The following is a 24,930-nucleotide window of genomic DNA, read 5'->3' as shown; positions in this document are numbered from 1 at the left end:
GAACCTCGACCCTTCTCCGACGTCGATATACGACCGTATAAAGAGCCTTTGCCCCGGTCACGAATTGGGCTAGTAAGATACGGTTCGCAATTGCCGCGGGCGCCTCTCACGCTCGTCGGAGCATTCATGTCCAAAACCGTTCTTGCCGGCGTGCTGTCCACCGTGGCAGCCTATTTCCTGTTCTCGCTGCAGGATGCATCGGTGAAATGGCTGGTCGTGTCCATCCCGGTCATCCAGATCCTGTTTGTGCGGTCGGTGACGATCCTCGCGATCTGCCTGGCGATTGGCCGAGGGCAGGTGGTGCGAGAGGCAATCCATTCGCCCATAGTGAAGCCGATGCTTCTCAGGACATTGCTGCTACTCGCGGCCTGGCTTTCTTATTACAACGCCGCGCGAACGCTGGGCCTCGCTGAACTGACGACGCTCTATTACGCAGCACCGATTCTGATCACGATTCTGGCCGTGCCGATCCTCAAGGAAGAGGTGCCGCCCGTACGCTGGATGGCCGTCGTGATCGGCTTTGTCGGGGTGCTGGTGGCGACCGACATGATCAGCACCGGGCTGAAGCTCTCCTGGCCGGTATGGCTGGCGCTACAGGCGGCTATCTTCTGGGCGATTTCCACGGTTCTATTGCGCAAGACGGCGCTGAGCGAGCGGACGATCGTGCAGATGACGATATCGAATTTCCTGCTCGGATTGTTCACCGGCATGGGGCTGGTGTTTTATTGGGTGCCGGTCACATCAGGCCAATTGCTGCTGACGTCGCTGACCGGCGTGATCGCGGCGCTCGGCCAGTTCGCGATGTTCGAGGGCATGCGGCGCGCGCCGGTGTCGATCCTGGCGCCGTTCGAATATACGTCGCTCGTCTGGGCGTTCATCCTGGGCTTCGCCATCTGGGGCGACATCCCCGATCACAATATTGTCTTCGGCGCGGCACTGATATTCGCGGCGGGCGTGACGATCGTGCTTGGCGAGCGCTTTGGCCCGCGCTCGGCCTGAACCTTAAGACGTCAGTTCGCCGGGGTGAACGGATCCGAAAGTGCTGCTTCCGGCCGGCTGACTGGATATTTCCGCGTCGAAGTCTTCGCGGAGAAGCTCTTGGCACCGTAGCGCTTGAGCTGTTCGCGGAACTGTGGATGCATGCCGCCATCGACATAGGAATGCTCGGTGATGCGGGTTTGCATCACGATCTCGCGGGTCGCGGGGACCGCGTCGGCGACCATATCGGACTGACCCACAACGGCCGGGCAGGCACCGAGCGGGCTTTCCGGGTCTTCGACAAAGTTCTTGTTGAATTGATATTTGCCGTTACAGACCGAGACGCTCGGCTCGCGCTTCGTCGATTGGAAACTGTCATAGCCCTGCTTCAGGTTCTGCCAGAAGGCCATGTTGGGGTCGCCCGCATGCTCAGCCATGTTGGCTGATGTCATGCGAAAGGGATAGGCCTGGACTTGGAAGGAGCGCTGGCCGCTCTGCATCGCCTTGAGTATGACCGGGTAGAGTTCCGCCATCTGCGCATCCGTCATGGCGTAGCAGCCCGATGACGAGCAGGCGCCATGCACCATCAGGGCTTCGCCGGTATAGCCGAGTGCGCTTTCCAGCCGGTTGGGATAGCCGAGATTGAAGCTGAGATAATATTGGGACTTCGGATTGAGCAGGCCCATATCGACCTGGTAGAAGCCCTCGGGCGCCTGGCGGTCGCCGATCTTCTTCTTGGGACCGAGCTTTCCCGACCAGCGGCAGATCGGATAGGTTTTGAACAGCGCGTACTGGCCCGACGCCTTCTTCTTCCAGACTTCGAGTTCGCTCTCTTCCTTGAAGATGCGGACCAGAACCGCGTCCTGCTGATTGAAGCCCTTGGATTTGATCTCGCGGGCGAGCTTCGGCGTGATATCCGTCGAAGGCGCGAGTGCATCGAGGCCGCCGGAGCAGCCGGCAAGCAGCACGGTCGCACTCACGAATGCGCCTAAGGACAGGCGGCTCATCGTTTTGGAAAAGTACATCAAGTTGGTGGTCATGTGCGAGGCTCTAGGGATCCCTGATGCGTGTGTCATGCGCCCGTCTCCTTGCGACACGCTTGTGTCGTCAATTTGGCGCAGGCCAAAGAGATTGAGGCTTCCGTATCACAATGCGACATCAGGGTTAAGAGAGGGTTAGAAAATCTCTCACGCCCGGCTCAATGGTCCCTTGTAGATATAGCCGTCGCTGCGCACGGTCTGGATGATGTCGGCCTCCAGGCCCTGCTTTTCCAGCTTGCGGCGCAGCCGCTCGATGCGCTTGTCGATCGAGCGGTCGATCGGGTCGGAGCCATTGCCGGGCGCGAGCTTCAGAAGTTCGTCGCGGCTCATCAGCTTGCCCTGGTTGGTGACGAAGGCGGCGACCAGGTCGATCTCGGTCGGGAAAAGCTGTATCTGCTCGCCCTTCGTGTCGAAAAGCGCCCAGCGTTTGAGATCGAGGGAGAAGGCGCCGAACGGCATGACATTGGCGCCGCGCGCGCGGCGGCGTCGGAGGATGGCTTCGATGCGGGCCGACATTTCGGCCAGTGAGAAAGGCTTGGTGACGTAGTCGTCGGCGCCGATTTCGAGTCCGACGACGCGATCGACCATTTCGCCGGCGCCGGTCAGCATGATGATGCCGATATCGGCCAACTGGCGCATGCGGCGAGCGATGCTGAAGCCATCTTCGCCCGGCAGGCTGACATCCAGAATGAGGAGTTCGGCGGGTGCAGCGGCGAACAAGGTATCGAGTTCGACGGCGCTCCCGGCGACACGAACGGAATGTCCCGACATCGTCAGGTAATCCATCAACATGCCGCTCAAGCCCTGATCGTCATCGACAACAATGAGTTCCGCCATCTGATCCCCGGACTTCTGTTCCCGCTACAAAGCCGCGAAGTGAAATATCGTCCAGACGCCTAGGAAAAGCAATGAGTTGCGCCTGATCCGGATGTCATTTCGCGGCCGGTGTCACAATTCTGCTTGCCGGCGCCCCAATTGCGCCGCGCTTGGCGACATCCTGATGAAACATTCGGCGAATAATGGGAGAAAATGATTGAATTCCGCCCCGCGCATGGAGTTGTATTGGAGAAACTTGCGACAAGCGTGCGGGAGCGTGAAGACGTCATGGCAACCAAGATCGCCGGCATCGGCCCTTCTCCTCGGCTTCTGTTCCTTTGTTTCCTGCCGCTCGCCGTCCTGATCATCGGCCTGGCGGCGGACCAATACGTTCGTCAGCGCGCAGCGCTGCTCAACGATCTCGCCGGCAAGGCCAATGAACAGCATGGGCTTGTCAGTTCCTCGCTCGAGGGTGCGGGGCCGCAACTGGCACGGCTTCGGCTTTCCATGGGGCTTGATCTGTTCAAGCCGGAGATCGGTCTCGCGGCCATTCTCGACACGCACAACAATGTCGTCAGCATCAATGGCGAGATGCACGATGAGGATCGTGTTCGCCTCAAGCAACACATCGCGAGCCTTGATGCCACGGATTTCGGATTGACCGATACGCCAGGCCTCAATTTCGAGCGGCGGGACGATTTCAGGGTGCTGACCCGCAGGTTCGGGATCACGGGCTACAAGCTTGTCTATCTGGTTCCAAACGAGGAACTGCGGATCTTCCTGCTGCCGCGCTTCGCACCGTTTCTCTTCATCCTGGCAGGCTTGGTGGCGACGGTTTTCGGCATCTTCTATTTCCTGCACCGCACCTACATTGTCCCGAGCCTGCGGCTGGCGCGCTATATCAGCGATCACGCGTCGGGCTCGCAGGCGATCCCGCCCGCCTTGCCGTCGATCTGGCGCAAGCAATTCAGCGTCGTCTCCAACGCTTTCGCCAGCAGCCGGCGGTATCAGGCGCAACTCGAGGAGAGCGAAGCTCGCTTCCTGGCGGCGACCGCGAGTCTTCGCGACGGGTTTGCCATTATCGGGCCGGACGGAAAGCTGGCCTTCTTCAACGAGGCGCTGACCTGGCACCTGTCCGAAGAGCAGCGCGAAAAGCTGTTTGTCGGGCGCGACGTGCGCGATTTCGTCGATAGCATCTGGGCCGGCAGCAATGGCGTTGATATCGAGCGGCAGCTCGACAACGGACGATGGGTCGCGGCGAGGCAGAGCGTCATGCCGGATGGCGGGCGCGTCATTCTTCTGCGCGACATCACGGATTCCAAAACCGCCGAGATGAAGCTGCGCGAGAGTGAGGAGCGCTATCGCAACGTCGTCGAAACCCAGACCGAGCTGGTGGTCCGTTATGATGGGGAGGGTTACCCGACCTTCGCCAACGATGCCTATTGCCGTTATCTCGGCGTGACGCTCGAGGAAATGCTGGACCGCAGCCGGAGCGACTTCGAACTCGTCGTGCCCGAGGACAGGGAGCGCCACCGCGCCTATATCGCGTCGCTTACGCCCGGCCATCCCTCGGAGACGATCGTGATCCGCTGCCGGACGCTGAAAAACGATGCCATTCACTGGGAGGAATGGACGGATACCGGTATTTTCGACGCTGATGGAAAGCTCGTCGAGATCCAGGCGATCGGTCGCGATGTGACCGAGAAGAGAGAGGCCCAGGAGGCACTCAGCATCAGCGAGGCACGAATGTCCGCCTTCCTGAATTATGCGCCCGTGGCGATGCTGGCCAAGGACCTGGACGGTCATTTCACCATGGCCAATCCCGAGGCCTTGAAGCGGCTCAAGAAACGGGCGGACGAGGTGATCGGCAAGAAGACGATAGACCTCTTGCCGCCGGAGGAAGCCGAAGCCATGGACCGGTCCATCGCGCGGGTGCTAGAAACTGGCACGATGCAGCTGGAAGAACAGCATCATCCCTCGCTCGATCCGTTCCTCTACAGCCTCTTCATCCGCTTTCCACTGCGCGCGCATACCGGCGAGATCACCGGGGCGGGCGTCTTCGTCGTCGACCAGACGCGCGAGAAGCTCGCCGAGCTCGAACTCGACCAGCAGCGCGGCGCGCTGCATCAAAGCGAGAAACTCGCGGCCCTTGGCTCGCTGCTGGCTGGCGTGGCGCACGAACTCAACAATCCCTTGTCGATCGTGGTCGGCTATGCCGGCATGCTCAATGAAATGGCGACCGACGAAGCGACGAAACGCAGGACGCGCGAGCTTCATTCGGCAGCCGAACGTTGCGGACGCATCGTCAAGACCTTCCTTTCCATGGCCCGGTCCAAGCCGATCGAAAAACGCAGCGTGGATATGGATACGGTCATCGACGACGTGCTGGAACTCGCGGCCTATGGCCTGCGCAGCAATGGCGTGACGGTGGTGCGGAAGAGGGCGGACAAGCTGCCGGCGACGCTCGCCGATCCCGACCAGATGCACCAGGTGTTCATGAACATCGTGCTCAATGCACAGCAGGCGATGATGGGCATAGATGGCGCCCGCACGCTCGACGTCGAAAGCCGGTTCGAAGGCGAACAGATCGCGATCGACCTCAGGGACAGCGGCCACGGTATTCCCGAGGACATCAGGAAGCGGGTGTTCGAGCCGTTCTTCACCACCAAGCCGCAGGGCGTCGGCACGGGCATCGGTCTTTCCGTCTGCCTTCGTATCGTCCAGGCACATGGCGGCACCATCTTCCTCGACAACGCCGATAGCGGCGGCACGATCTGCCGGATCCGGCTGCCCGTCACCGCTGTGGGCTTACGGCCCGATGCGGGCCTCGAAGAGGCGACGTTCCGGCTCTCGGGCAAGCTCCTCGTCGTCGATGACGAGCCTGCCATCGGCCGCTATGTCAGCGAATATCTGACGGTCGAGGGTGTCGAGGTGACGGCTGTTTCGAGCGGACGGGAGGCGCAGACCCTGTTGCGCAAGGGCACGCCTTTCGATGCCGTGCTGACCGATCTGCGCATGCCCGATGTCAGTGGCGACAAGCTCATGGCCTTCATTGCGGCAAAGCGCCCGGATCTGGCTGACCGTGTTGTGATCATGACCGGCGATGCGCTGGGCCCGGAGATCAACACCAATTCGAGCGATGTCCCGGTGATCGTCAAGCCACTGGAATTATCGGCCCTGCGTTCGGCGCTGCGGCCGATGCTGGACAAAAACGAAAGATTACTTGCTGCGGCCGAAGAGGGCGCGGCGGAAGACCAAAGAGAGAATGTGTAAATGTCAGACGTGAATATCATAGTCGTCGATGACGAGGCGGGCCTTCGCGGCATGATCGAGGACTATCTGTCCATGCAGGGTTTCGCCGTCAGTGCCGCCGAGAATGGCGCGGCGCTCGACCGGCTGCTGGTGAGTACCAGTCCGGATATCATCCTGATGGATGTGAACATGCCAGGCGAAGACGGCCTGTCGATCGTCAAGCGGCTCCGCAATGCCGGCGAGCGCATGGGAATCATCATGCTGACCGCGAATGCCGACGAAAACAGCAAGGTGAGCGGACTTTCGAACGGGGCCGACGATTACCTGTCCAAGCCTTTCGAAGTGCGGGAATTGCTGGCCCGCGTGCGCAGCGTGCTGCGCCGCATGCCGGCGAAGGTGGAGAAGCCATCCCGAACCCGGCAGGTTCTCAATCTCGGCCCGTATGAACTTGATATGGATGGCCGGCGTGTGTTCGGGCCCGAGGGGATAGAGATCGAAGTGTCCAGCATGGATTTCGACCTGCTCGAGACATTCGCCCGGCATCCAAGGCAGATCCTGTCGCGCGACCGGCTCTGCGAGCTGGCCTTCGGACGGCCCCTGTCACAGGCGGATCGCAGCCTCGACATCAGGATCGCGCGTCTGCGCAAGAAGATCGAGACCGATCCCTCCATGCCCCCGGTCCTCAAGACAGTGCGTGGCGAAGGTTACGTCTTCGAACCGGCCAACTGAAACCTGGTCTTCAAGAATGAGAAAAGGCGCGCTGGGTGCAGCGCGCCTTTTCCGTGGCCCGGTCCTTGGGAGGATGTGGCACTTTATTCTAGCGGATATATCCTGCGTCGCGGTCGGAGACCGAGGTTTCAACCGGGATCCCGTTCCCACGCACATTGTTGACGCTCGCAAAGGCGGTTTCGCTGTCATCGAATTTTACAGCAGCGGTGCGGATCGTGACGCCGCTTGCCGGAGCGGCTGGCATGGCCGCAGGGGCGATGGCGGCAGTCTCGATGAATTTGACCGACAGGCTTTCCAAGTTGACCGAACGCGTGACGATGGGATCGACGTTTGCTGCGGCGACAACGATGTTGGTGTCGGTGGTGGAGACTGTTTTTGCTTCGGACAGGAAGTCATGAGCGACAAAACCCGACAGGGTGGCTACGACGGCTACGATCTGATTTCCGATGTTGCTCATCTGATTGTCCCCGGCTAGACCGTCTCCCCGGCCGCCTTGTTGAGAACATAATTAAGAAGAGTTTGTTTCACCATGATGTCGCGAGCCGCAGCCAATTGATACAGAAACGTTCATTGATGTGGGTTTCTGTGGTTTTATGTGAGGAAAATCCCCAAGATGGCACCGTGAAGCCATGTGGTAGCGCTGCCATATAGGAATTTCACGCGCCGCTTTGGCCCGCATTTCCCGATTTTGTAACGATCGTGTCAGAAATTTGGCTCTATATGGTGAGATGTTCGCAGGTGTCAGCTACGCAGGCGGCTCTCGATCAACAGCCCGCTTTCGTCGAGAATCGGATGAGCGACCGAGACGATATGGGCATTGATGCGCTTGAGGTCGCGCAGCATGTCGAGGTGCAGCGAACTGGTCTGGAGGCTGTCGGCACGGCCGTCGCGAAGACGTTCAAGATGACGACCGGAAGATTGCTTCTCCAGCCGGCGGACATGCACCTTCACTTCCATCAGTTGACGGGCAAGGGCTTCGTCGCCGGTGACGAATATCGTCTGGGCAATGCGAAGATTGTCGATCGTCATATCGAAAAGGCTTTTCAGTTCCTGGTAGCCATCCTCGGAAAAGGTCAGCCCCTTGGAGATCTTCTTGGTGACCTGGTCGTTCAGGCCTTTTTCGATAATATCGCCGATATGTTCGAGATTGATCGCATATTCGATGATGACGATCGAGCGCCGGTCGTTGGCCTGATCGATCTTGGCGCGGCCGAGGCGCGAGAGATAGATCTTCACCTCCTGCTGCAGCCGGTCGACCTTCTTCTCCAGCGCGGCGACCTCGCGCATCGGCGCCAGATCGTTCTGCGCGAAGGACTTCTGGCACTGGATCAGCATCTTTTCGATCAGGTCGCCGATGCCGAGCACTTCGCGGGTGGCATTGGCAAGCGCCACGACGGGTGATTCGAGCGCCTGCACATCGAGAAACTTCGGGCCGTCGTCGCCCTTCGGGTCATCCGGCACAATCCGCGTCATCATCCGGCTGAGCACCGGCGACAGTGGCCAGGCGACTGCGGCCAGCAGGAGATTGAAGGCGAGATGGGCATCGACGGGCATCTTGGCCGGCGAGAACGGCAGGTCGTGAAGGAAGGTACCGAGATAGCCCGCGAGCGGAAGCGTGATCAGGCATCCGGCTGCCCTGACGATCAGATTGCCATAGGTCACGCGCCGCGTGGTGGCCGGCGCCGAGAGCGTTGAGAGAACCGGTGGCACGGCGCCACCGAGATTGGCTCCGAGAACGAGCGCCACTGTCAAGCCCGGAGACAGAGCGCCGGTTGATGCGATCGACATGATCAGGACGACCACCGCGAGGCTCGATGACGACAGCGCGGCGAGTACGGCGGCGAAGATCATCGCCACGACCCAGGCATTGTCGAGAAGCTCGATGAAGGCCGCGAGCGCCGGCGAATGGCGGATTGGGCCGGTCGCCAGGCCCAGCAGCTGCAGCGAGAGCAGCATCAGTCCTACGCCGACAAGTGCAGTGCCCATGCCTTTCTGCGCCGTCGACGAGCGCCGGTACAAGACAATGCCAACAAGAATAATGAGTGGCGACAGCCATTCGATGCCGGTGGAGACAATCCACGCCGTGACGGCGGTACCGACATTGGCGCCAAGAAGAACGATCTGCGCCATCGCCGGCGCCACCAGATCGCGCTCGACGAAGGAGGCGACCATCAGCGCGGTCGCGGTGGAACTCTGAAGTACGATCGTCGCGATGAAACCCGACGAGAATGACCGGAAACTGCCGCGTGTGCCGCTGGCGAGCCCGGTGCGCAGCCGGGCGCCGAAGGCACGCGTCGCGCCGTCTCGAACCTGGGCCAGGCCGAAGAGCAGCAGCGCAACCGCGCCGAACAGGTTGATCATGACGATCGTCGATTCCATCTGCTGGCGAATGTCTCCTCAAAATTCTGCATGCTGTCGAATCTAACCGCAAAAACAAGGTTACATTCATTCGCCGGCGAAATAAATCGGTCTATCGGCGTCAATCATCATAGAGCGATCTCGGATCGGCAATTTTCATCTGTCCCACAAGGTTTTGAAAGCGCCCTTTCCCCTCGCGCATTCGTCATTTATGACAGATTTATGACATTAACACAGTGGCCGCACCGATGATCAGCCTGTTCAAGAAACTCATGCCGCGCGAGGACAAGTTCTTCGATCTGTTCGAGCAGCATTCCCGCACGGTCAACGCTGCCGCCAACGCCATGCGTGACCTGCTTGCGGGCGAGGGCGATCTCGAAGCCCATTGCCAGACGATCATCGATCTCGAGCACAAGGCCGACGACATTACGCGCGACGTATTGTTGGCTGTTCGCCGCAGCTTCATCACGCCCTTCGATCGCGGCGACATCAAGGATCTCATCCAGTCTATGGATGATGCGATCGACATGATGCACAAGACGGTCAAGACCATTCGCCGCTTCGAACGGAAGACGTTCGACCCCGGCATGCGGGAAATGGGCGAACTGATCGCTGAAGCCGCCCGGCTGATCTCCGAGGCGATACCGCTTCTCGACAAGATGGGCGCCAATGCCACACGGCTGAGCGCGATTGCCGAAGAGGTGACGCGCGTCGAGGGCCGGTCGGACGAGCTCTATGAACAAGGACTCAAGAACCTGTTCCGCGACCATGGTGCCGGCAACGCCATGGCCTATCTCATCGGCAGCGAGATCTATTCGGAACTCGAAAAGGTGATCGACCGGTTCGAGGACGTGGCCAATGAGATCAGTGGCATCGTGATCGAGAATGTATGATGGATGCCACGCTCGCGCTTCCCCTGCTGATCGGCCTTATCGCCATCGCGCTGTTCTTCGATTTCCTGAACGGCCTGCATGATGCGGCAAATTCGATTGCGACGATCGTATCGACCCGGGTGCTGAGGCCGCAATATGCGGTGGCATGGGCGGCGTTCTTCAATTTCATCGCCTTTCTCTTCTTCGGCCTGCATGTGGCGGAAACGCTCGGTACCGGCATCATCGATCCGGCAATCGTCTCGCCGCAGGTGATTTTCGCTGCGCTGATGGGGGCAATCATCTGGAATATCGTGACCTGGATCTACGGCATTCCATCGAGTTCGTCGCATGCGCTGATCGGCGGGCTGGTGGGCGCGGGGCTTGCCAAGACGGGCGGTTCGGCCATCGTCTTCGCGGGCCTGTTCAAGACAGTCCTGGCGATCTTCATGTCGCCGATGATCGGTTTCCTGCTGGCGCTGTTCCTGGTGCTGGTCGTTTCCTGGCTGTTCGTGCGGCAGACGCCGTTCGCCGTGGACAAGACGTTCCGCGTCATGCAGTTCGTCTCCGCCTCGCTTTATTCCCTCGGTCATGGCGGCAACGATGCGCAGAAGACGATGGGAATCATCGCCGTGCTTCTGTTCTCGCAAGGTTATCTCGGCAGCACCTTCTTCGTGCCGTTCTGGGTGGTGATCACCTGCCAGACGGCGATGGCGCTTGGCACCCTGTTCGGCGGCTGGCGGATCGTGCACACGATGGGATCGAAGATCACGAAGTTGAATCCGATGCAGGGTTTCTGCGCCGAGACCGGCGGCGCGTTGACGTTGTTCGGCGCCACCTGGCTGGGCATTCCTGTCTCCACGACGCACACGATTACCGGTGCCATCGTCGGCGTGGGCGCCGCCCGCCGCGTCACCGCCGTAAGGTGGGGATTGGCGAGCAACATCCTGATCGCCTGGATCATCACGCTGCCAGCGGCGGCGATCGTCTCGGCTACGTTCTATCTGGTGACGTCGGTCTTCTAGAGGAAAGGCACGCCCATCGCGGCCTGGATGAATGTCGCGGCGACGACCAAGACACCCGCGGCGGCTCCGGCCCAGATGCCGATGCGCGCCCGACTCGGCGCAAAGCGATCGAGCAGCAGCCCGAGAATCGGCAGGCCTTGCATGATATGGGTGGCGAAGAAATGCGGCACCCGCAGATCGCCGCCGATGCGGGACCAGCCGACCAGGAACAGCCCATTGGCATCGCTGCGGATGCCGCCGACCCAGTGGCCGGGTTCGGCGATGGCGCCGCTGGACATCACGCCGGCGGTGATCACCGTCAGGACCGCTCCGATCATCAGACCCCAGGCCGCACCCGATCGCAGGCCCGCGCCCATATCGGTCCGCCCGTGGCGCCAGATCACCCAGCCGATGACGAAGGCCCCGGCCACGATGGAGACTGCGCCGACGCCCATCACCGGGTAGAGCATCGCTTCGAGAGGCGTGGCTTCGTTGAAGTGGGACGCGCGGCCGCGTGCGGCCTGGATAACGATGTACATGATCTCCAGCGTCGACGAGATGGCCATGGCGAAGCTGGCACCACGGACGGTCCGGGTCGCTCGCGCTCCTTCATCAAGCAGTGGAAGCAGCAATGCCACTGTGCCGAGCGTAAGGATGATCGACAGTTGGAACTTGACCGGCTTGCTCCAGACGCTCACGTCATTGAGCAGGCGGTCATCCGCGGCATAGGCGATCGCGCTTGGGATCAGGAAGGCGATCTGGACGCCGATTGCGAGAAGCAGCAGGTCGCGGGCGCGGTCGCTCAGGGAAGGAAACCTGTATTCCGTCCCAGCGCTGAGAGAGAAATCTGTCGAGGCAATAGTCATCGAATCAGCTCCTTGCGGTTGACGGCAGCAATGTCAGCGTCGTGCGACTGGCGAGATAGATGAGAAGGCCGATCGGCCCGAACATGAAGGTGGCGATCAGAATGGGGGCCTGAAGCAGGCGGCTCATCCCGATTCGGTCGGCTTCCTGAGCGATCCACATGCCGACGAAGAGATCGAAGGCGAGATAGTGGATCCATCCGGCCAGCAGGCCGCCGTCCGACATGAAGAGCGCACGCACCTCGCCGATCGTGTTGAAGCCACCGCCTTCGACGCGAAAGAAGAAGATCATGATGAGCACGGCGTATGCCACCGACAGCGCGCCGATGAGGCCGTAGCGCAACGCAGACACGAGGACCGGCCAACGCGGCAGGAGCAGTAGTGCGAGCCATCCCGCCATGGCGGCGGTGCTCGCGATCGAGAATCCCTGGGCGAACGACATCGGCAAACTCTCCCAATCTTGTCAGTGTCAGGATTATATGGATCTACATCTTGTCAGTGTCAAGATTTTTTTGACTTGTCGCGTATCCCGCGCTAATGAAATGCCATGGCACCCAAGAAAACCTATCATCATGGCGACCTCAGAAATGCGCTTCTCGCGGCCGCACTCGCGCTGATCGAGGAAAACGGGCTGGAAGGCTTGTCACTGCGGAAAGTCGCTGCCCGCGTCGGCGTGTCCCATGCCGCCCCCGAACACCATTTCCCGACCATGCGCCATTTGATGAACGCCATGGCCACGGCAGGGTTCGAGATGTTCGCGCGGTCCATGGCGGAGGAGCGGGCTCAAGCGCTGCCGACCCCCGTCGAGCAGATTCGTGCGGCCTTCCGGGGGTACCTTTCCTATGCGCGCCAGCATCCCGGCCTGTTCCGGCTCATGTTCACGGCAAATCTTCTCGACTGGACGGACGAGGCCCTGCGCGAGCACGCCCGTCTCGGGTACCGGCAGCTGGAAGAGATCTGCGCCCCGGCGGCGGCGTTCATGGGCCTCCAGAGCGAAGCGGAGCGACGGTCGCTGGAGAGCCTTCTCTGGTCCCAGGTTCATGGCCATGCGCATCTGGTCATCGACCAGAAACTGCCCGATGCCGCCGATGCGGATTGCCCGTTCCCGGGCAAACCGCTCGACATTGCAGGGCTGATTTTTGGTGTTGGTCGCTGTTGAGGGTGTCCGCCGCCGACGACTGGGGCATGCCCTGCCGTGCCACATCAACCTCCGTCAACGGTCGCATTGTAGGCAGGCCCTGAATATGCCACCATCGCTTCGGGAGGAGCGGTCGATGGTGTCGTCGCTTTCGCATATTCCCCGTTTGCCGCGCGCATTTCGGGATCTGAGTTTCGTCGACCCCGTGATGGAGAAGCTGCAGGCGCGCGCCGCGAAGCTCGCCGTCCTCGCGATACCATTCTCATCCAGGGCGAAACAGGAAGGGGCGGTCGAGGAGCCGCCGAACGTGCAGTGAGCAGGAGGAGAAAAGATGCTCGACCAGACCCCGACGATCCGAATTCAGGCCCTGCTCGACAAGTTCGGCAACGCCCTTGCAGCCGGCAATATCGGCGAGGCAGTCGGCATGTTCGCCGATGAGTGCTATTGGCGCGACCTCGTCGCCTTTACCTGGAACATCAAGACCGTGGAAGGCCGCGACCAGGTGCGGGATATGCTGCAAGCGCAGCTTGCGACAGCGAAGCCATCGAACTGGCGCGTCGCGGCGGGCGAAACGGCGACGGAAGCCGATGGTGTGCTCGAGAGCTGGATCTCTTTCGAAACCGGGGTCGGGCGCGGCTATGGCCTTGTTCGCTTCAAGAACGGCCTGATCTGGACCCTGCTCACCACGCTTGTCGAACTGAAAGGCCATGAGGAGAAGTCCGGCTTCACCCGGCCACTGGGTGCAAAACACGGCCAGAATCCCGGCGCCAGGACCTGGAAGGAAGAGCGCGAAGACGAGGTCAGGACGCTGGGTTACGAGACCCAGCCCTATGTCGTGATCATCGGCGGTGGCCAGGGAGGCATTGCGCTCGGTGCCCGGCTTCGGCAGCTCGGCGTACCGACGATCATTCTTGAAAAGAACGACCGGCCTGGCGATTCGTGGCGCAAGCGTTACAAGTCGCTCTGCCTACACGACCCGATCTGGTACGACCATCTGCCCTATATCGATTTCCCGAAGAACTGGCCGATCTTCTCGCCCAAGGACAAAGTTGGCGACTGGCTGGAGTTCTACACGAAGGTGATGGAGCTGAATTACTGGACCCGATCCGCCGCCAAGTCGGCGAAATGGGATGAAACCAGCCAGGAATGGGCCGTCATCGTCGATCGCGACGGCGAGGAAGTCATTCTCAAGCCGAAGCAGCTGGTATTTGCCACCGGCATGTCGGCCAAGGCGAACATGCCCGATTTCAAGGGCCGCGAAAGGTTCAAGGGCGAGCAACATCACTCCTCGCAGCATCCCGGACCGGATGGCTACAAGGACAAGAAGGTCGTGGTCATCGGCTCCAACAACTCGGCGCATGACATTTGCGCCGCGCTCTACGAAGCCGGCGTCGATGTCACGATGGTCCAGCGTTCGAGCACGCATATCGTGAAGTCCGAAACGCTGATGGATATCGGGCTGGGCTCGCTCTACTCGGAGCAGGCGCTGGCGAACGGGGTCACGACGGCCAAGGCCGATCTGATCTTTGCTTCGCTGCCCTATCGGATCCTGCACGAATTCCAGATTCCGCTCTACAATCAGATGCGGGAACGCGACGCGGATTTCTATGCCGCTCTCGAAAAGGCGGGCTTCCAGCTCGACTGGGGTGCCGACGGCTCGGGGCTGTTCATGAAATACCTGCGTCGTGGCTCGGGCTACTACATCGATATCGGCGCCTCCCAGTTGATCATCGATGGCAAGATCAAGCTCGCGGCCGGCCAGGTGGAAGAGATCACGGAGAATTCGGTCAAGCTGTCCGGCGGCAAGCAAATTCCCGCCGATGTCATCGTGTTTGCCACGGGCTACGGATCGATGAATGGTTGGGTGGCCGATCTTGTCGATCAGGCGACGGCCGACAAGGTTGGAAAATGCTGGGGGCTCGGTTCCGATACGCCGAAGGACCCGGGTCCATGGGAAGGCGAGCAACGCAACATGTGGAAGCCGACCCAGCAGCAAGCGCTGTGGTTTCACGGTGGCAACCTCCACCAGTCGCGACACTACTCGCAATTTCTCTCCCTGCAACTCAAGGCGCGGATGGAGGGCATTCCAACACCGGTCTACGGTCTCCAGACCGTGCATCACGAGCGGTGAGGCCTGTCGGCGTGAGCGCTGTGGTTCGTCCACGGAAACGAGTTCAACAAGCGAGGGGCGAAGCAATCCGCCCCGCCCGTCACATGGCTCCGTTTGGAGGCGCCAGCAATCCCGACGATCTCAGGGGGTCACCAAGCCACAGGCTGGCGTTTCAAATCGACGATTCGAGTTCCCGGCAGTTCCCGCTCATGCCCCTGCTATTTGCCCGCTTTTGAAAATCGGGCAGCAAAAAGGCGCCTCGCGGCGCCCTTGCTAAGCTTCTGTAAAAGCCTGGGGATCGAATGGTGGGCGTGACAGGGATTGAACCTGTGACCCCTACGATGTCAACAGAGGGTTTCCCCTCTCAAACCCCTGGAACTCTCGGGGATGGATCACTTCGTATCCTGGTGATTATGGAAGCAAATGACCTTTATGGTCGCCTCCCAGGTTCGGTTGAACCTGGGAGCACTACGCAAACTGGCCATAAGGTGGTCGATCAGCCAGGCTTATCAATGGCCATGGCTTCGCACCTCCCCTGATAAGAGAAGTCGAGTACCTTGACCTTCAGCGAGAACTGGCAAGGATTGGTGAGATAAATCATGACAAAGAGGGTCGCCAAGATAGCTGTGAAGGCGAAATTCACCTTCAACACAACCCAGCGACCCCAGCGGAACAATGGTTCCATGGGTGTCTCCGTGCGGTTAAGTTGAGACTGTCGTTTCGCTATCCGACGAACATCGTGGGCACTGGCCACAGGGGGCTCGTTTTGCCGGAGGTGATGGCCACCTCCCGCAGGAGGCGCGACCCCATAAGCTGGCATCACCTTATTCTATGGTATCGAGGGGGAACAAACAAGTGCCTCCACCACCCTCACGCCCTCTGCAAAAACTCAAGCGATGCGCCAAATGTAAACCTTGGTGTGGCATATTCAAGATCGAGGTGGATTATTTTCTGAGCTGGTCGTCGCGAGCGATGAGGCGTCGAGCGGGATTGCCATCGCAAGTCTGCAGCAATGATGGTTTCGTTTTACGCTGACGAACTGGTGCAACGTGAGCGTGAGCCAAAAGGCGAGGAACCGAGTGGAGGCTAGAGCACGTCCGGCTTAACCCGGGTCATAACCCGCTGCCTTGAAGTAGTTTGCGCATTCGGCTGGCGTGAAGAGTTCGACGATAGGGCCGACAGCGCTCCAGAGTGCGGCAATGGTTCTCTCGGCCTTTGCGCGCATCATCGCCTTGAGTTTGGCGAATGCGTTTTCACTGGGGTTGAAGTCTGGACTGTAGGGCGGCAGGAACAGTAGCGATGCTCTCGCCGCCTTGATGGCGTCTCGGACACCGGCGGCCTTGTGAGCGGGCAAATTGTCCATGACGACAATGTCGCCTGGTTCGAGCGTGGGAACCAGCACCTGCTCGACATAGGCAAGGAACACATTGCCGTTCATCGCGCCGTCGTACACGAAGGGCGCGGTCATGCCGGAGAGTCTGAGCGCACCGGTGAAGGTGGTAGTCTTCCAGTGTCCGTGCGGCACGCCAGCCCGGCAACGCTCTCCGCGTGGTGCGCGCCCGCGCAGGCGCGCCATCTTGGTGGACAGACCGGTTTCATCGATGAAGACCAGCTTCGCCGGATCGAGGTCGCGTTGGCCGTCGAACCAGGCGTGGCGCCGCTTCAGGATGTCGGGGCGCTCCTGCTCCAGTGCATGCGCGGACTTTTTTTAAACGTCCAGCCATGCCCGCGAAGCCAGTCGTTCAAGGTGCTCCGACCGACCCGTATCGAGCACTGAGCTTCGAGACGCTCAACCATCTCATTGAGTGTGATGTCCTTGCGGTCATCGATCATTCCGAAGACGAAGTCCGCATAACCGTCGAGGCGAGAGCCGTGCCGTCGCCCCTGCGGTCGGGGCGATAACTCACCGATCTTCGCTCGCGCAATCCACCGGATCGCGCTCGATACCCCGACGCCAAACCGTGCTGCCGCCTGACGCGCCGAGGCTCCTTCATCTGCAGCCTTCAAAACGCGAAACCGTAAATCCTCACCGAGTGCTCTGGCCATCGTCAATCTCCACCAAGGTGGATGTTGAATCAGAACAAACCCATCGCGTCACTTCACAATCGATTCATCGATAGCCGAAAGTGCTCTAGCTCACCATCGCCCGCGACGTGCTACGCGCCCGCCCCCACAGGTCGATCTCAGTTTCGCGCAACCTCCTTGCGGTAGCGTCGAGGCATATCTGGGGGATCGACATGCCTAAAAGAACATCGGAAATCGAAGCTGAAATACTCCGGGTGCTCATACGTGAGGGAGCGCTCTATCCCATGCAGATTGTTCATGCCTCACCCAAAATAAAAATTGGCTCGGTCTATGCCTATCTTGGCCGCTTGAAGAGGAAGAAGTGGGTTAGCTCGTTCGCCGAGGGGGTGTTCGCGCCCTCCGGGGTGGTGATGCATAGATATAGGGTCACCGGAATTGGTGCGAAGCGGCATAATTCCTTCAAAGACGTCGAGATAGGCTTTCCTCAGAGTTTCCATGAGACTGTGACCGCTTAGCGCCACTTCTGTTCGTCGAACCGGCCCTGCCCAGCTTCGTTTTGTTTCGCTAATTGCAGGGTGGTTTGCCGCGAGCGATTTTTCCACTCGCCGTCGTATTTGGCCTATTCGCCTCCAAAGCCGTTGAGCTTCTCGCCCGCTGTTTCGTGCGTTCATCCAAGGGGCGCGATCCGGACCAACGCTCGACTTCATACTCCTTAAGGCCAAGTTGATCCTCCCGCTGCGTTGGAACATTCTGTCACCTAGACGCTGCCAAGGTGGTTACGAGTCGACCAGTTGGGGTCTAGCAGTTGCGAAATCAGCGACCGCAAACCCTGGCAGGGATAAGAACCCGAAGCGTCGTCGCGTGCTTACAAAGATCTAGCTGAGATCGTCGTATTTGAGCCGACGATACGGTGCCAAGTCCAAAATGGGGACTCCATGGAGCGCTTCGACGCAATCGTTCTCGGTGCCGGCATTTCGGGGATGACGGCGGCCTCTGTAATCAAGGAGAAGGGTGCGAGGAGGATACTTGTCCTCGACGAATATGCTCATCTGGGCGGGAACCATGTAAGCCTCGACATAGGGCCTTACACCTATGATATCGGCAGCTTCATTTTCCACGACGACGCCCCGTTCATCCAAAAATTTCCCGGCATTCGAGAGAAGTACCATCCTTATGACGGCGCCACGGGGCGTCTCGATTTTCATGGCAACCTCGTACGATATCCATTCGATTATCAGTCGGACTTGCTAAAGGCGGGGCTCGTGGAAGTAGCCTGGACCTTGGCCTCACTGTTAAGAGGACGCCTGACTCGCAATCCGGATCGCAGCGCCCGCGATTTCGTATGCTACTGGCTGGGCGAGAGGTTCGCAAAGCGCACCGGTCTGCTCTCCTATCTGACACGCTTTTACGGCACCGGCCCCGAACGTATCGAGGGCGAGTTTGCGCGCAAGCGCATGCGGTGGATCTCGCAAAATGCGAGCTTTGCGGGGCAATTGCGGCGCCTTGTTGCTCCTCGGCGCTCGCACGCACGCTCATTGGTGAGACCGAGGGGCGGGTTCTCCGAGCTCTACGAGCCGGCGGGAGACGCACTGCGCGCCACCGGCGTGGACATACGTCTCGGCGAGCACGTTCAATCCATCCACCGCGACGGGAGTGGCGCGCTGGTCATCCAGACGGATTCCGGAATCTTCTCGAGTTCGACCGTCTTTTCGACCGTGCCACTCGATGTCGTGTCGAATTGGTGCGGGCTTCCGGCAAATCCGAGCATCCGCTATGCAACGTTGACAAGCCTATTTTACAGCTTTCGTGGCCAGCGAAACTTCCCCTTTCATATCCTCTATAACTTTTCTGACGAGGGGGGATGGAAGCGTCTGACCATGCATTCGGATTGTTACGGCCAGGCCAACGGACGGGAGTACTTTTCGGTTGAAGTCATCGCGGGCGACCCATCGCCGGGAAGCGACGTCCTTGCTGCGTCGTTTCAAGACCATGTGCGGAGGCGTGGCATCCTTCTGGGCGACTTGACGCTGGAGGGCGCGAGGGAGACTACGTCCGCCTATCCCATCTATCTCAAAGGCGCTGGGGCGGCGGCAGCGCAAGCCATCAGCGACCTGAAGGCGATCGGCATTTTGTCCTTCGGCCGCCAAGGCGGGTTCGATTATCAGCCGACATCGCATATCTCCGCGATAACTGCCGAGCATAATGTGCTGGAGTTTGAAGCAGAGCGTCGCGGGCGTTTGGAATCAAAAGCTCAATGCGCGGGCGACGCGATCGCTGAACCGGATAATACTGGCTTGATTGGTTCCTTGTCCGCGCGCACGCCGTGATCCGCCGCGCTTGCCTGATGTCCTCTCAGATGATCGGCGAGCCGCAGCGCCAGCGCAATGATCATCAGCGTCGGGTTCGCATGCCCGGCTGTCGGAAATACAGAGCTTCCCGCTATGAACAGGCCTTCGACGCCGTGCACCATACAATTGGCATCGACTACGCTGCTCTTCACATCGCTACCCATTCTCGTCGTTCCCGAGGGATGAGCCATGTCTGCGAAGGGGACCTCCTTCGTCGCTTGTTGAATGACCCAATCCGGTAACAGCGGCTCTGGTAAGCCCGCACGGCTGAATGCGATTGCTGTCAGTTCGGCAAACCGGCGGATGGAGTGCACTTCGTGATCACTGATACGCCAGTTCACTTTCGGTAGCGGCACCTGATGGGCATCCTTCGTGCGCGACAGCATCACCCGGCTTTGCGGATTTGGCCGCTGCTCGACCATCACATCGAATCGGAGCTCCGATGCCTTGCGCGGCAGGCCCCGCCGATGGACGAACCGCTCGATAAGTCCGTTTGCCAATGTGACAGGAGAACGCAATATACTGGAAAGATCTGCCAACGACGCGCGGCCTGGCGTGCTCGCCAGACGTCTGAGCGCCAGCCAGGGATCATCGTGCGAGAGCGTTTGAACGGGATAGGCCGCACAATTCAGCAGCCCCTCACGGCGCTGTACCGCCGGGCTCAACGTGAGACCGTGCAGATAGAAGTTGGTGCTATGACGATCCGCCAGTCCGTAGAATGTAAATATCTCCGAGACCCGTTGGATTGCATGGGCCGGAAAGCGCGCGAGAACGGTTCGCGGATGATCGGCCAGATAGCGCCCCACGACGCCATGATCGTTGCCCAGCCCCTTCTTGGCGATCGCGTTCGATATCAGCAGGAGACGCGCATTTTCGATGCCGCCCGAACAGAGGACCACCACGGATGGGTAGACTATAGCGTGCCCGCCTTCATCGTTGCGAACGGTGACGGAATGAACGCGCGTCCCATTGGGAACGGTGTCGATCCGCGTTGCGGTTGCATGCGTGAGGAAGTCGATATTCGGCCCATCGATCCGCCGGGCAATGCGCCGGAAGCGCATAGGCTCGCCGCGGGATCCTGGCTCGTGGCTGAACTGCCAGAAGAAGGGCCGCACCATGTCGTCGTCGGAGATGTCGAGCCTCGGCGCCGAACGCAGCAGATTGTAGAGACTTCGATCGTAGACGTTCGGACCGAGGTTGAGAAGTTCCGCCGCTCGATCGAGATGGGGCTTTAGCTCTGCAAGAGAAACAGGCCAACCCGAACCGGGAACCCAGCTTCGCTTCTCGAAGTCGATCTCGTCGAAGGCGGCGCATTTGCCAATCCAGGTCCTAGTGCTGCCACCAAGGCCCCTGTGACGCAGTTCAAATGGAGGCACATCATTGAGCCAGGTCAGCGGCCCCGAATAGCCTCGGCCGATCTTGTTGGACGAATTCGTTGCTCCGACGTTTTCGACGCGATTAAGGGTATCGAGACTGTCTTCGACCTCGAAGCCGCCGCTGTCTATCACCATGACGCGGATGCGCGTTCCCGAGAGCTCCCGGGCGATGGCCAGCCCTGCAGGCCCTCCGCCGACGATGGCGATGTCGGTGTGAAGCTCCAGCCCACGCGGCGCATTCCGCAAGTTGGTGATCGCCAAGCTTAATTCCCCGATTTCGGCTAGTGTTTTTGATACCAGATTCTCCAATGGCATCGAAATCGGTCTTTATGTGTAGCACTGGTACCATCGCTACTGCTTCGGAGTACCTGCGGCTAGTTACTAAGATACTGATGTTAAGTCACAAGTCCATTTTGAACCGCCGACGGCTCGGGGCTAGAGTGTGTCCTGTCACAATCGCCTGGATTGGCAGGAACGGAGGGGTTCAGTGGCACGTGTTGGATTGCGGGAGTGGCTCGCTTTGGCGCCCGTCATAGCTTCCGGGCGGTTGGCCCGCTACAACGGCGCCGAGGGTGGTCCCCTGGCGCGGTTCGAGGCGGCCTTTTCCAACCAGTTCGGAGTGAAGCACACGTTGACGACGAGCAACGGGACCGGCGCACTGATAGCCGCTCTTGTGGCTGCGGGGATCGGGCCTGGCGATGAGGTGCTGGTGCCCGCTTACACCTGGATCGCCACGGCGGCTGCGCCGCTTGCGGTGGGCGCGGTTCCTGTTATCGTAGATATCGACGCCACACTGACGATTTCCCCGAACGATATCCTTCGCAAGATCACACCAAACACCAAGGCCATCATTCCGGTGCATATGGCCAACAAGGTGTGCGAGATGGACACGATAATGGGCATCGCGCGCAAGCATCGGCTGCTCGTGATCGAAGATGCGTGCCAGGCTGTGGGCGTGTCCTACAAAGGGCGGCGGGTGGGGACGATCGGGGACCTGGGCGCGTTCAGTTTCAACCAGTTCAAAAACATCAGCATCGGAGAGGGCGGCGCGGTCGTTACGAACAACGACGAGTATTTCGCGCGGGCCAGAATGTACCATGACGTCGGTGCGGTGTTCCGCGGCCATCTCGACAATGCCAACATGCCTCTCATTCCGGGGGTCAACCTCAAGGCCAGCCAGATCCAGGGTGCGATGCTGAACGTTCAGTTGAAAAAGCTGGATCCGATGATTGGCAGAATGCGGCGTCGTTACGACATCATGAGCAGCATTCTTCTGAAAAGCAGGCACTTGCAGATTGGCCCGCACAATGACCTGCCGAACGCGGCTGGAATGCACGTGCTCTTCGATACGCCGGATGAGGCGGTTGCCTTTGCCCGAGAGCATAAGCGCGGCGTCCAGAGGATTTATGATTCGAGCCGCCACATCTTTTCGTTCTGGCAACCGATTTTGCAGCAGAGCGTGGTGCATCCCCGCATGAACCCCTATGACTGGGCCGCGCGCGAGATCGAATATGAACCCAATATGTGTGCCGCGTCGCTCGACATTCTCAAACGGACCTGCCGCATAAGTCTCGGCGAAAACTACCCGATGCCGCTCATGCGATACCTGACCCGGCGCATGGTCGGACCGGCTGCCACGGACATCGGACATCTGGTTCCCAACACAAGCTACCGGAACAGTTAGAATGGCTTGTGTACCGAGCGTTGGAAAAGGGATCATCGATATCTGGAGCTGGTCTCTAGACCGTTCCATTCCAGAGGTCTCCCGGCTATGGGATACCCTTTCACCGGAGGAAACCTTACGGGCCACGCGGTTCGTCAGAGAGCGTGATGCCATTCGTTTCAGCACCGCCCGCGGACTTATGCGGATGGTTCTCAGCCAATATCTGGGTGTCCAGGCGAGCGCCGTGATCCTCGTCACGAATACCCACGGCAAGCCGCAAATTGGTCCCTCGATGCAGGTACCGCTTCAGTTCAATCTCAGCCACTCCGCCGATCGTGCCGTGCTCGCCGTTTGCGATATGTTTCCCATCGGTATTGACATAGAACAGATCAGGCCGATTAACGAGGATGTCGCGGGACGGTTCTTTTCACGTCGTGAATGCGCCGCCATCAAAGGCCTGCAGCAGCAGGATTACCTGCATGCCTTCTATCGTTGCTGGACGCGAAAAGAGGCGTTCGTGAAGGCGCACGGGATGGGATTGTTGCTGCCGCTCGATTCCTTCGACGTAACCGTCGAAGACAAACTTCCGCCGCGCCTTGAACGTTTGGACGGCGATGAGCAGGCGAGCGAGAGTTGGAAGCTCTTCAACGTCGATGCGCCGCCCGGATTTGTCGGGGCCGTTGCAGCCATGACCGGAGGCGAAGCCGTCCGGCTGCGCTACCAGTCCCTTGCCAGAATATTTATCCAGGATGCTGGTCTAGTCACCTAATCGTGCATCAATGACGAACCGGCCGCCCGTCGCATCGAAATGATGACAACCCATGAGCCCCGGTTTGAAGTCCGGCACAATGGTCCTCGCACAGCGCTCTTCATAGGCGTCAAGGTTGAGACGGTCGATTTCCATGATGTTGAGGCCGTAGCCGTAGATGCCGTGCTCGTTGCGCTGGGATGGCCTGTAGAGCTTGCCATTGGTCGAGAACAGGCGCCCCGCGTTGCGCGCGGTCGTACCGTCGATAACCACCGGGTTACATCTATGTGGCACGACTTCCCTGAGCGTAGGACCATCGACCTTGAAGACATGGAGCTCGCTGCAGTGGTCCTCATAGGCATGAAAGTCCGAGAGGTTTGTAAACAGCCACCACTCGCCGGCATGCTCGATGAGTGCGCTGTCGGCAGGAGACTGACCTTCGAGCGCGGTCGAATAAAGTTCCCACTTGTGCGGGAACTCGACACATCGCCAAATCTCGATCCGCCGCGCCTGGTTGGTCTCAGGCATCATGAAAATCTGCCCGTCGTGGCGGAAGATGAAAGGATATGAGAGGTGGTGCTCCTTCTCTAGAGCAATGCCCATGGGAGTTAGTTCGTTCCCCTCCAATCGGCCCACCGCGATGTGGGCTTTGCGGGCGCCGGCGGCGTAGGCTTCATAGAACAGGTAAGTTTCGCCCTCATGGTCGAACAGGAACGGATCCGCCCGGATCTCGTCGCGTGACGACGGGATCTCGACTGCGCGACTTGGATCGAAGTTGGTGATATCACCGTCTCCGATAAACAGTGTCCAGACGGTTGATCCGATCCCGGTTCTGGCCTTGAATGCTTTCGTGAAGCGTCGCAACAGATTCGTTGCCAAACCCGCTGAATAGCGAACGATATCCATGCCGCTGGGAGGCTCCGTATCCACTTGCGGAGGTGCTTCAACGGCATGAAGGGCGCCGGTGGCGTGCAGCCGGCCGAGTTCCCGCATCAGCATCGTAACGGCCCGTTCCTTGACGAAGCCCGCGTTTCTCGCAGCTGAGAATTTCAGATTGAATGCGCCGGCCGCGATCGGAATTTCTTTGCCGGCAAGTCTCACATTCAAACTGATGGCCGTCGAGGGCTGGCGGTTCACGATGTCGCTGAACCCTGTCCAGTCTGCAGTCGGTGTCTGTTGTGCGGAGTATGAAAATGACCATTCGCCCAACGGCAGCAGAGCGACGACACTTTCCGGCAGTGGCTCTGGCACCATCCGAATAACGAGATCCAGCCCAAGTCTGGTGATCGCATTCTGGGCCAAACCTGCGTCAAAGAGTTCGTGATTGCCCGCTTGATATAGCCCTTGAACCTGGAGCGTCTTGTCGTCAAATTGAGCCGTCTCAAGCTCAGGCTCCCTTGCGAGGATGGCTCGTTCGAGCCGGCTGAGGACGCCAAACAAGCGCGGCTCGCGCCGCTGTGGAAAGCCTCGAGGGTAAACGAGTTCCGCCGCCAGCAGATATCGTGGATCGTCTCTCAGACGGTTGACTATCCTGATTTGCCAATTTTCACGGCGCGTGTCTTGCGCGAACACGATCCCAATGCGGAGGCGATGCGTCAATGCTGGCGCCTGGA

22 protein-coding genes are annotated in these 24,930 nt (G+C 59.7%); 12 read left to right on the top strand and 10 right to left on the bottom strand.

Annotated features, from left to right (window positions below; all coding sequences use genetic code 11):
• The first annotated feature begins 126 nt into the window (after window positions 1-126).
• Entirely contained in the window at window positions 127-999 is an 873-nt protein-coding gene (locus IHQ71_RS21660; RefSeq protein WP_258158494.1) for a DMT family transporter, read from the top strand.
• Between the two features lie 11 nt (window positions 1,000-1,010).
• Here IHQ71_RS21660 and IHQ71_RS21655 read toward each other — a convergent pair whose 3' ends face one another.
• Together IHQ71_RS21655 and IHQ71_RS21650 are read right to left on the bottom strand one after the other, a co-directional pair.
• Window positions 1,011-2,018, bottom strand: a complete 1,008-nt coding sequence (locus IHQ71_RS21655; protein WP_258158493.1) for a murein L,D-transpeptidase family protein — start codon at window positions 2,016-2,018, stop codon at window positions 1,011-1,013.
• Window positions 2,019-2,165: 147 nt separating this feature from the next.
• On the bottom strand, window positions 2,166-2,855 hold the full coding sequence (locus IHQ71_RS21650; RefSeq protein ID WP_258158492.1) for a response regulator: 690 nt from the start codon (window positions 2,853-2,855) through the stop codon (window positions 2,166-2,168).
• A 267-nt stretch (window positions 2,856-3,122) separates the two neighbouring features.
• Here IHQ71_RS21650 and IHQ71_RS21645 point away from each other — a divergent pair, with 267 nt between their 5' ends.
• Window positions 3,123-6,107: a PAS domain S-box protein gene (locus tag IHQ71_RS21645; RefSeq protein ID WP_258158491.1), complete on the top strand. Its 2,985-nt coding sequence runs from the start codon at window positions 3,123-3,125 to the stop codon at window positions 6,105-6,107.
• Window positions 6,108-6,815 carry a response regulator gene (locus tag IHQ71_RS21640; RefSeq protein ID WP_258158490.1) on the top strand — a complete coding sequence of 236 codons (708 nt, stop codon included), beginning with the start codon at window positions 6,108-6,110 and terminating at the stop codon, window positions 6,813-6,815. It begins immediately after the preceding gene.
• A gap of 88 nt (window positions 6,816-6,903) precedes the next feature.
• Here the strand turns inward: IHQ71_RS21640 and IHQ71_RS21635 are convergent, their stop codons facing one another.
• Both IHQ71_RS21635 and IHQ71_RS21630 read right to left on the bottom strand, forming a co-directional pair.
• Complete coding sequence (locus IHQ71_RS21635) at window positions 6,904-7,272, bottom strand: hypothetical protein (RefSeq protein ID WP_258158489.1); 369 nt, start codon at window positions 7,270-7,272, stop codon at window positions 6,904-6,906.
• Between the two features lie 284 nt (window positions 7,273-7,556).
• Window positions 7,557-9,194, bottom strand: a complete 1,638-nt coding sequence (locus tag IHQ71_RS21630) for a Na/Pi cotransporter family protein (protein WP_258158488.1) — start codon at window positions 9,192-9,194, stop codon at window positions 7,557-7,559.
• A 227-nt stretch (window positions 9,195-9,421) separates the two neighbouring features.
• Between IHQ71_RS21630 and IHQ71_RS21625 the strand changes: the two genes are divergently transcribed.
• On the top strand, window positions 9,422-10,066 hold the full coding sequence (locus IHQ71_RS21625; RefSeq protein WP_258158487.1) for a DUF47 domain-containing protein: 645 nt from the start codon (window positions 9,422-9,424) through the stop codon (window positions 10,064-10,066).
• Window positions 10,066-11,067 (top strand): inorganic phosphate transporter, encoded by a 1,002-nt coding sequence (locus tag IHQ71_RS21620; RefSeq protein WP_258162906.1) that lies wholly within the window; start codon window positions 10,066-10,068, stop codon window positions 11,065-11,067. The genes IHQ71_RS21625 and IHQ71_RS21620 overlap by 1 nt, the downstream gene beginning before the upstream one ends.
• Here IHQ71_RS21620 and IHQ71_RS21615 read toward each other — a convergent pair.
• Together IHQ71_RS21615 and IHQ71_RS21610 are read right to left on the bottom strand one after the other, a co-directional pair.
• A complete protein-coding gene (locus tag IHQ71_RS21615; RefSeq protein WP_258158486.1) occupies window positions 11,064-11,912 on the bottom strand; it encodes a hypothetical protein in 849 nt (282 codons plus the stop codon). The two genes, IHQ71_RS21620 and IHQ71_RS21615, sit on opposite strands and share 4 nt — an antisense overlap.
• A 4-nt stretch (window positions 11,913-11,916) precedes the next feature.
• The gene (locus IHQ71_RS21610; RefSeq protein WP_258158485.1) at window positions 11,917-12,351 is read right to left on the bottom strand and encodes an ABA4-like family protein; all 435 of its coding nucleotides are present in this window, start codon (window positions 12,349-12,351) and stop codon (window positions 11,917-11,919) included.
• A 105-nt stretch (window positions 12,352-12,456) separates the two neighbouring features.
• Between IHQ71_RS21610 and IHQ71_RS21605 the strand changes: the two genes are divergently transcribed.
• The 3 genes from IHQ71_RS21605 to IHQ71_RS21595 all read left to right on the top strand — a co-directional run bounded on the left by IHQ71_RS21605 (window position 12,457) and on the right by IHQ71_RS21595 (window position 15,178).
• Window positions 12,457-13,068: a TetR/AcrR family transcriptional regulator gene (locus IHQ71_RS21605; protein WP_258158484.1), complete on the top strand. Its 612-nt coding sequence runs from the start codon at window positions 12,457-12,459 to the stop codon at window positions 13,066-13,068.
• Between the two features lie 115 nt (window positions 13,069-13,183).
• Complete coding sequence (locus tag IHQ71_RS21600) at window positions 13,184-13,363, top strand: hypothetical protein (protein ID WP_258158483.1); 180 nt, start codon at window positions 13,184-13,186, stop codon at window positions 13,361-13,363.
• Window positions 13,364-13,378: 15 nt separating this feature from the next.
• Entirely contained in the window at window positions 13,379-15,178 is a 1,800-nt protein-coding gene (locus IHQ71_RS21595) for an NAD(P)/FAD-dependent oxidoreductase (RefSeq protein ID WP_258158482.1), read from the top strand.
• 475 nt (window positions 15,179-15,653) lie between these two features.
• On the opposite strand, the gene IHQ71_RS21590 is transcribed toward IHQ71_RS21595, so the two are convergent.
• Both IHQ71_RS21590 and IHQ71_RS21585 read right to left on the bottom strand, forming a co-directional pair.
• Complete coding sequence (locus IHQ71_RS21590) at window positions 15,654-15,842, bottom strand: hypothetical protein (RefSeq protein WP_258158481.1); 189 nt, start codon at window positions 15,840-15,842, stop codon at window positions 15,654-15,656.
• Window positions 15,843-16,259: 417 nt separating this feature from the next.
• Window positions 16,260-17,203 (bottom strand): IS630 family transposase gene (locus IHQ71_RS21585; RefSeq protein WP_374989899.1). Its coding sequence is split into 2 segments (ribosomal slippage): window positions 16,260-16,867 and window positions 16,867-17,203, totalling 945 coding nucleotides; the frame shifts between segments, so codons are not numbered across the junction.
• Window positions 17,204-17,394: 191 nt separating this feature from the next.
• Here IHQ71_RS21585 and IHQ71_RS21580 point away from each other — a divergent pair.
• Together IHQ71_RS21580 and IHQ71_RS21575 are read left to right on the top strand one after the other, a co-directional pair.
• A complete protein-coding gene (locus tag IHQ71_RS21580; protein ID WP_258158479.1) occupies window positions 17,395-17,697 on the top strand; it encodes a hypothetical protein in 303 nt (100 codons plus the stop codon).
• A 420-nt stretch (window positions 17,698-18,117) separates the two neighbouring features.
• Window positions 18,118-19,509, top strand: a complete 1,392-nt coding sequence (locus IHQ71_RS21575) for an NAD(P)-binding protein (RefSeq protein ID WP_258158478.1) — start codon at window positions 18,118-18,120, stop codon at window positions 19,507-19,509.
• Here IHQ71_RS21575 and IHQ71_RS21570 read toward each other — a convergent pair.
• Window positions 19,434-21,167 (bottom strand): GMC oxidoreductase, encoded by a 1,734-nt coding sequence (locus IHQ71_RS21570; protein ID WP_258158477.1) that lies wholly within the window; start codon window positions 21,165-21,167, stop codon window positions 19,434-19,436. The two genes, IHQ71_RS21575 and IHQ71_RS21570, sit on opposite strands and share 76 nt — an antisense overlap.
• Window positions 21,168-21,393: 226 nt before the next feature.
• Here IHQ71_RS21570 and IHQ71_RS21565 point away from each other — a divergent pair, with 226 nt between their 5' ends.
• Together IHQ71_RS21565 and IHQ71_RS21560 are read left to right on the top strand one after the other, a co-directional pair.
• Window positions 21,394-22,590: a DegT/DnrJ/EryC1/StrS aminotransferase family protein gene (locus IHQ71_RS21565; protein ID WP_258158476.1), complete on the top strand. Its 1,197-nt coding sequence runs from the start codon at window positions 21,394-21,396 to the stop codon at window positions 22,588-22,590.
• Window position 22,591: 1 nt separating this feature from the next.
• Window positions 22,592-23,338 (top strand): 4'-phosphopantetheinyl transferase superfamily protein, encoded by a 747-nt coding sequence (locus IHQ71_RS21560; protein WP_258158475.1) that lies wholly within the window; start codon window positions 22,592-22,594, stop codon window positions 23,336-23,338.
• On the opposite strand, the gene IHQ71_RS21555 is transcribed toward IHQ71_RS21560, so the two are convergent.
• Complete coding sequence (locus IHQ71_RS21555; protein ID WP_258158474.1) at window positions 23,327-24,916, bottom strand: hypothetical protein; 1,590 nt, start codon at window positions 24,914-24,916, stop codon at window positions 23,327-23,329. The genes IHQ71_RS21560 and IHQ71_RS21555 overlap by 12 nt on opposite strands.
• Window positions 24,917-24,930: the final 14 nt, after the last annotated feature.

The sequence above is a fragment of the Rhizobium sp. TH2 genome (genome assembly GCF_024707525.1).
Lineage (GTDB): Bacteria > Pseudomonadota > Alphaproteobacteria > Rhizobiales > Rhizobiaceae > Rhizobium_E.
This window is presented reverse-complemented; position numbering and strand designations above follow the sequence as displayed.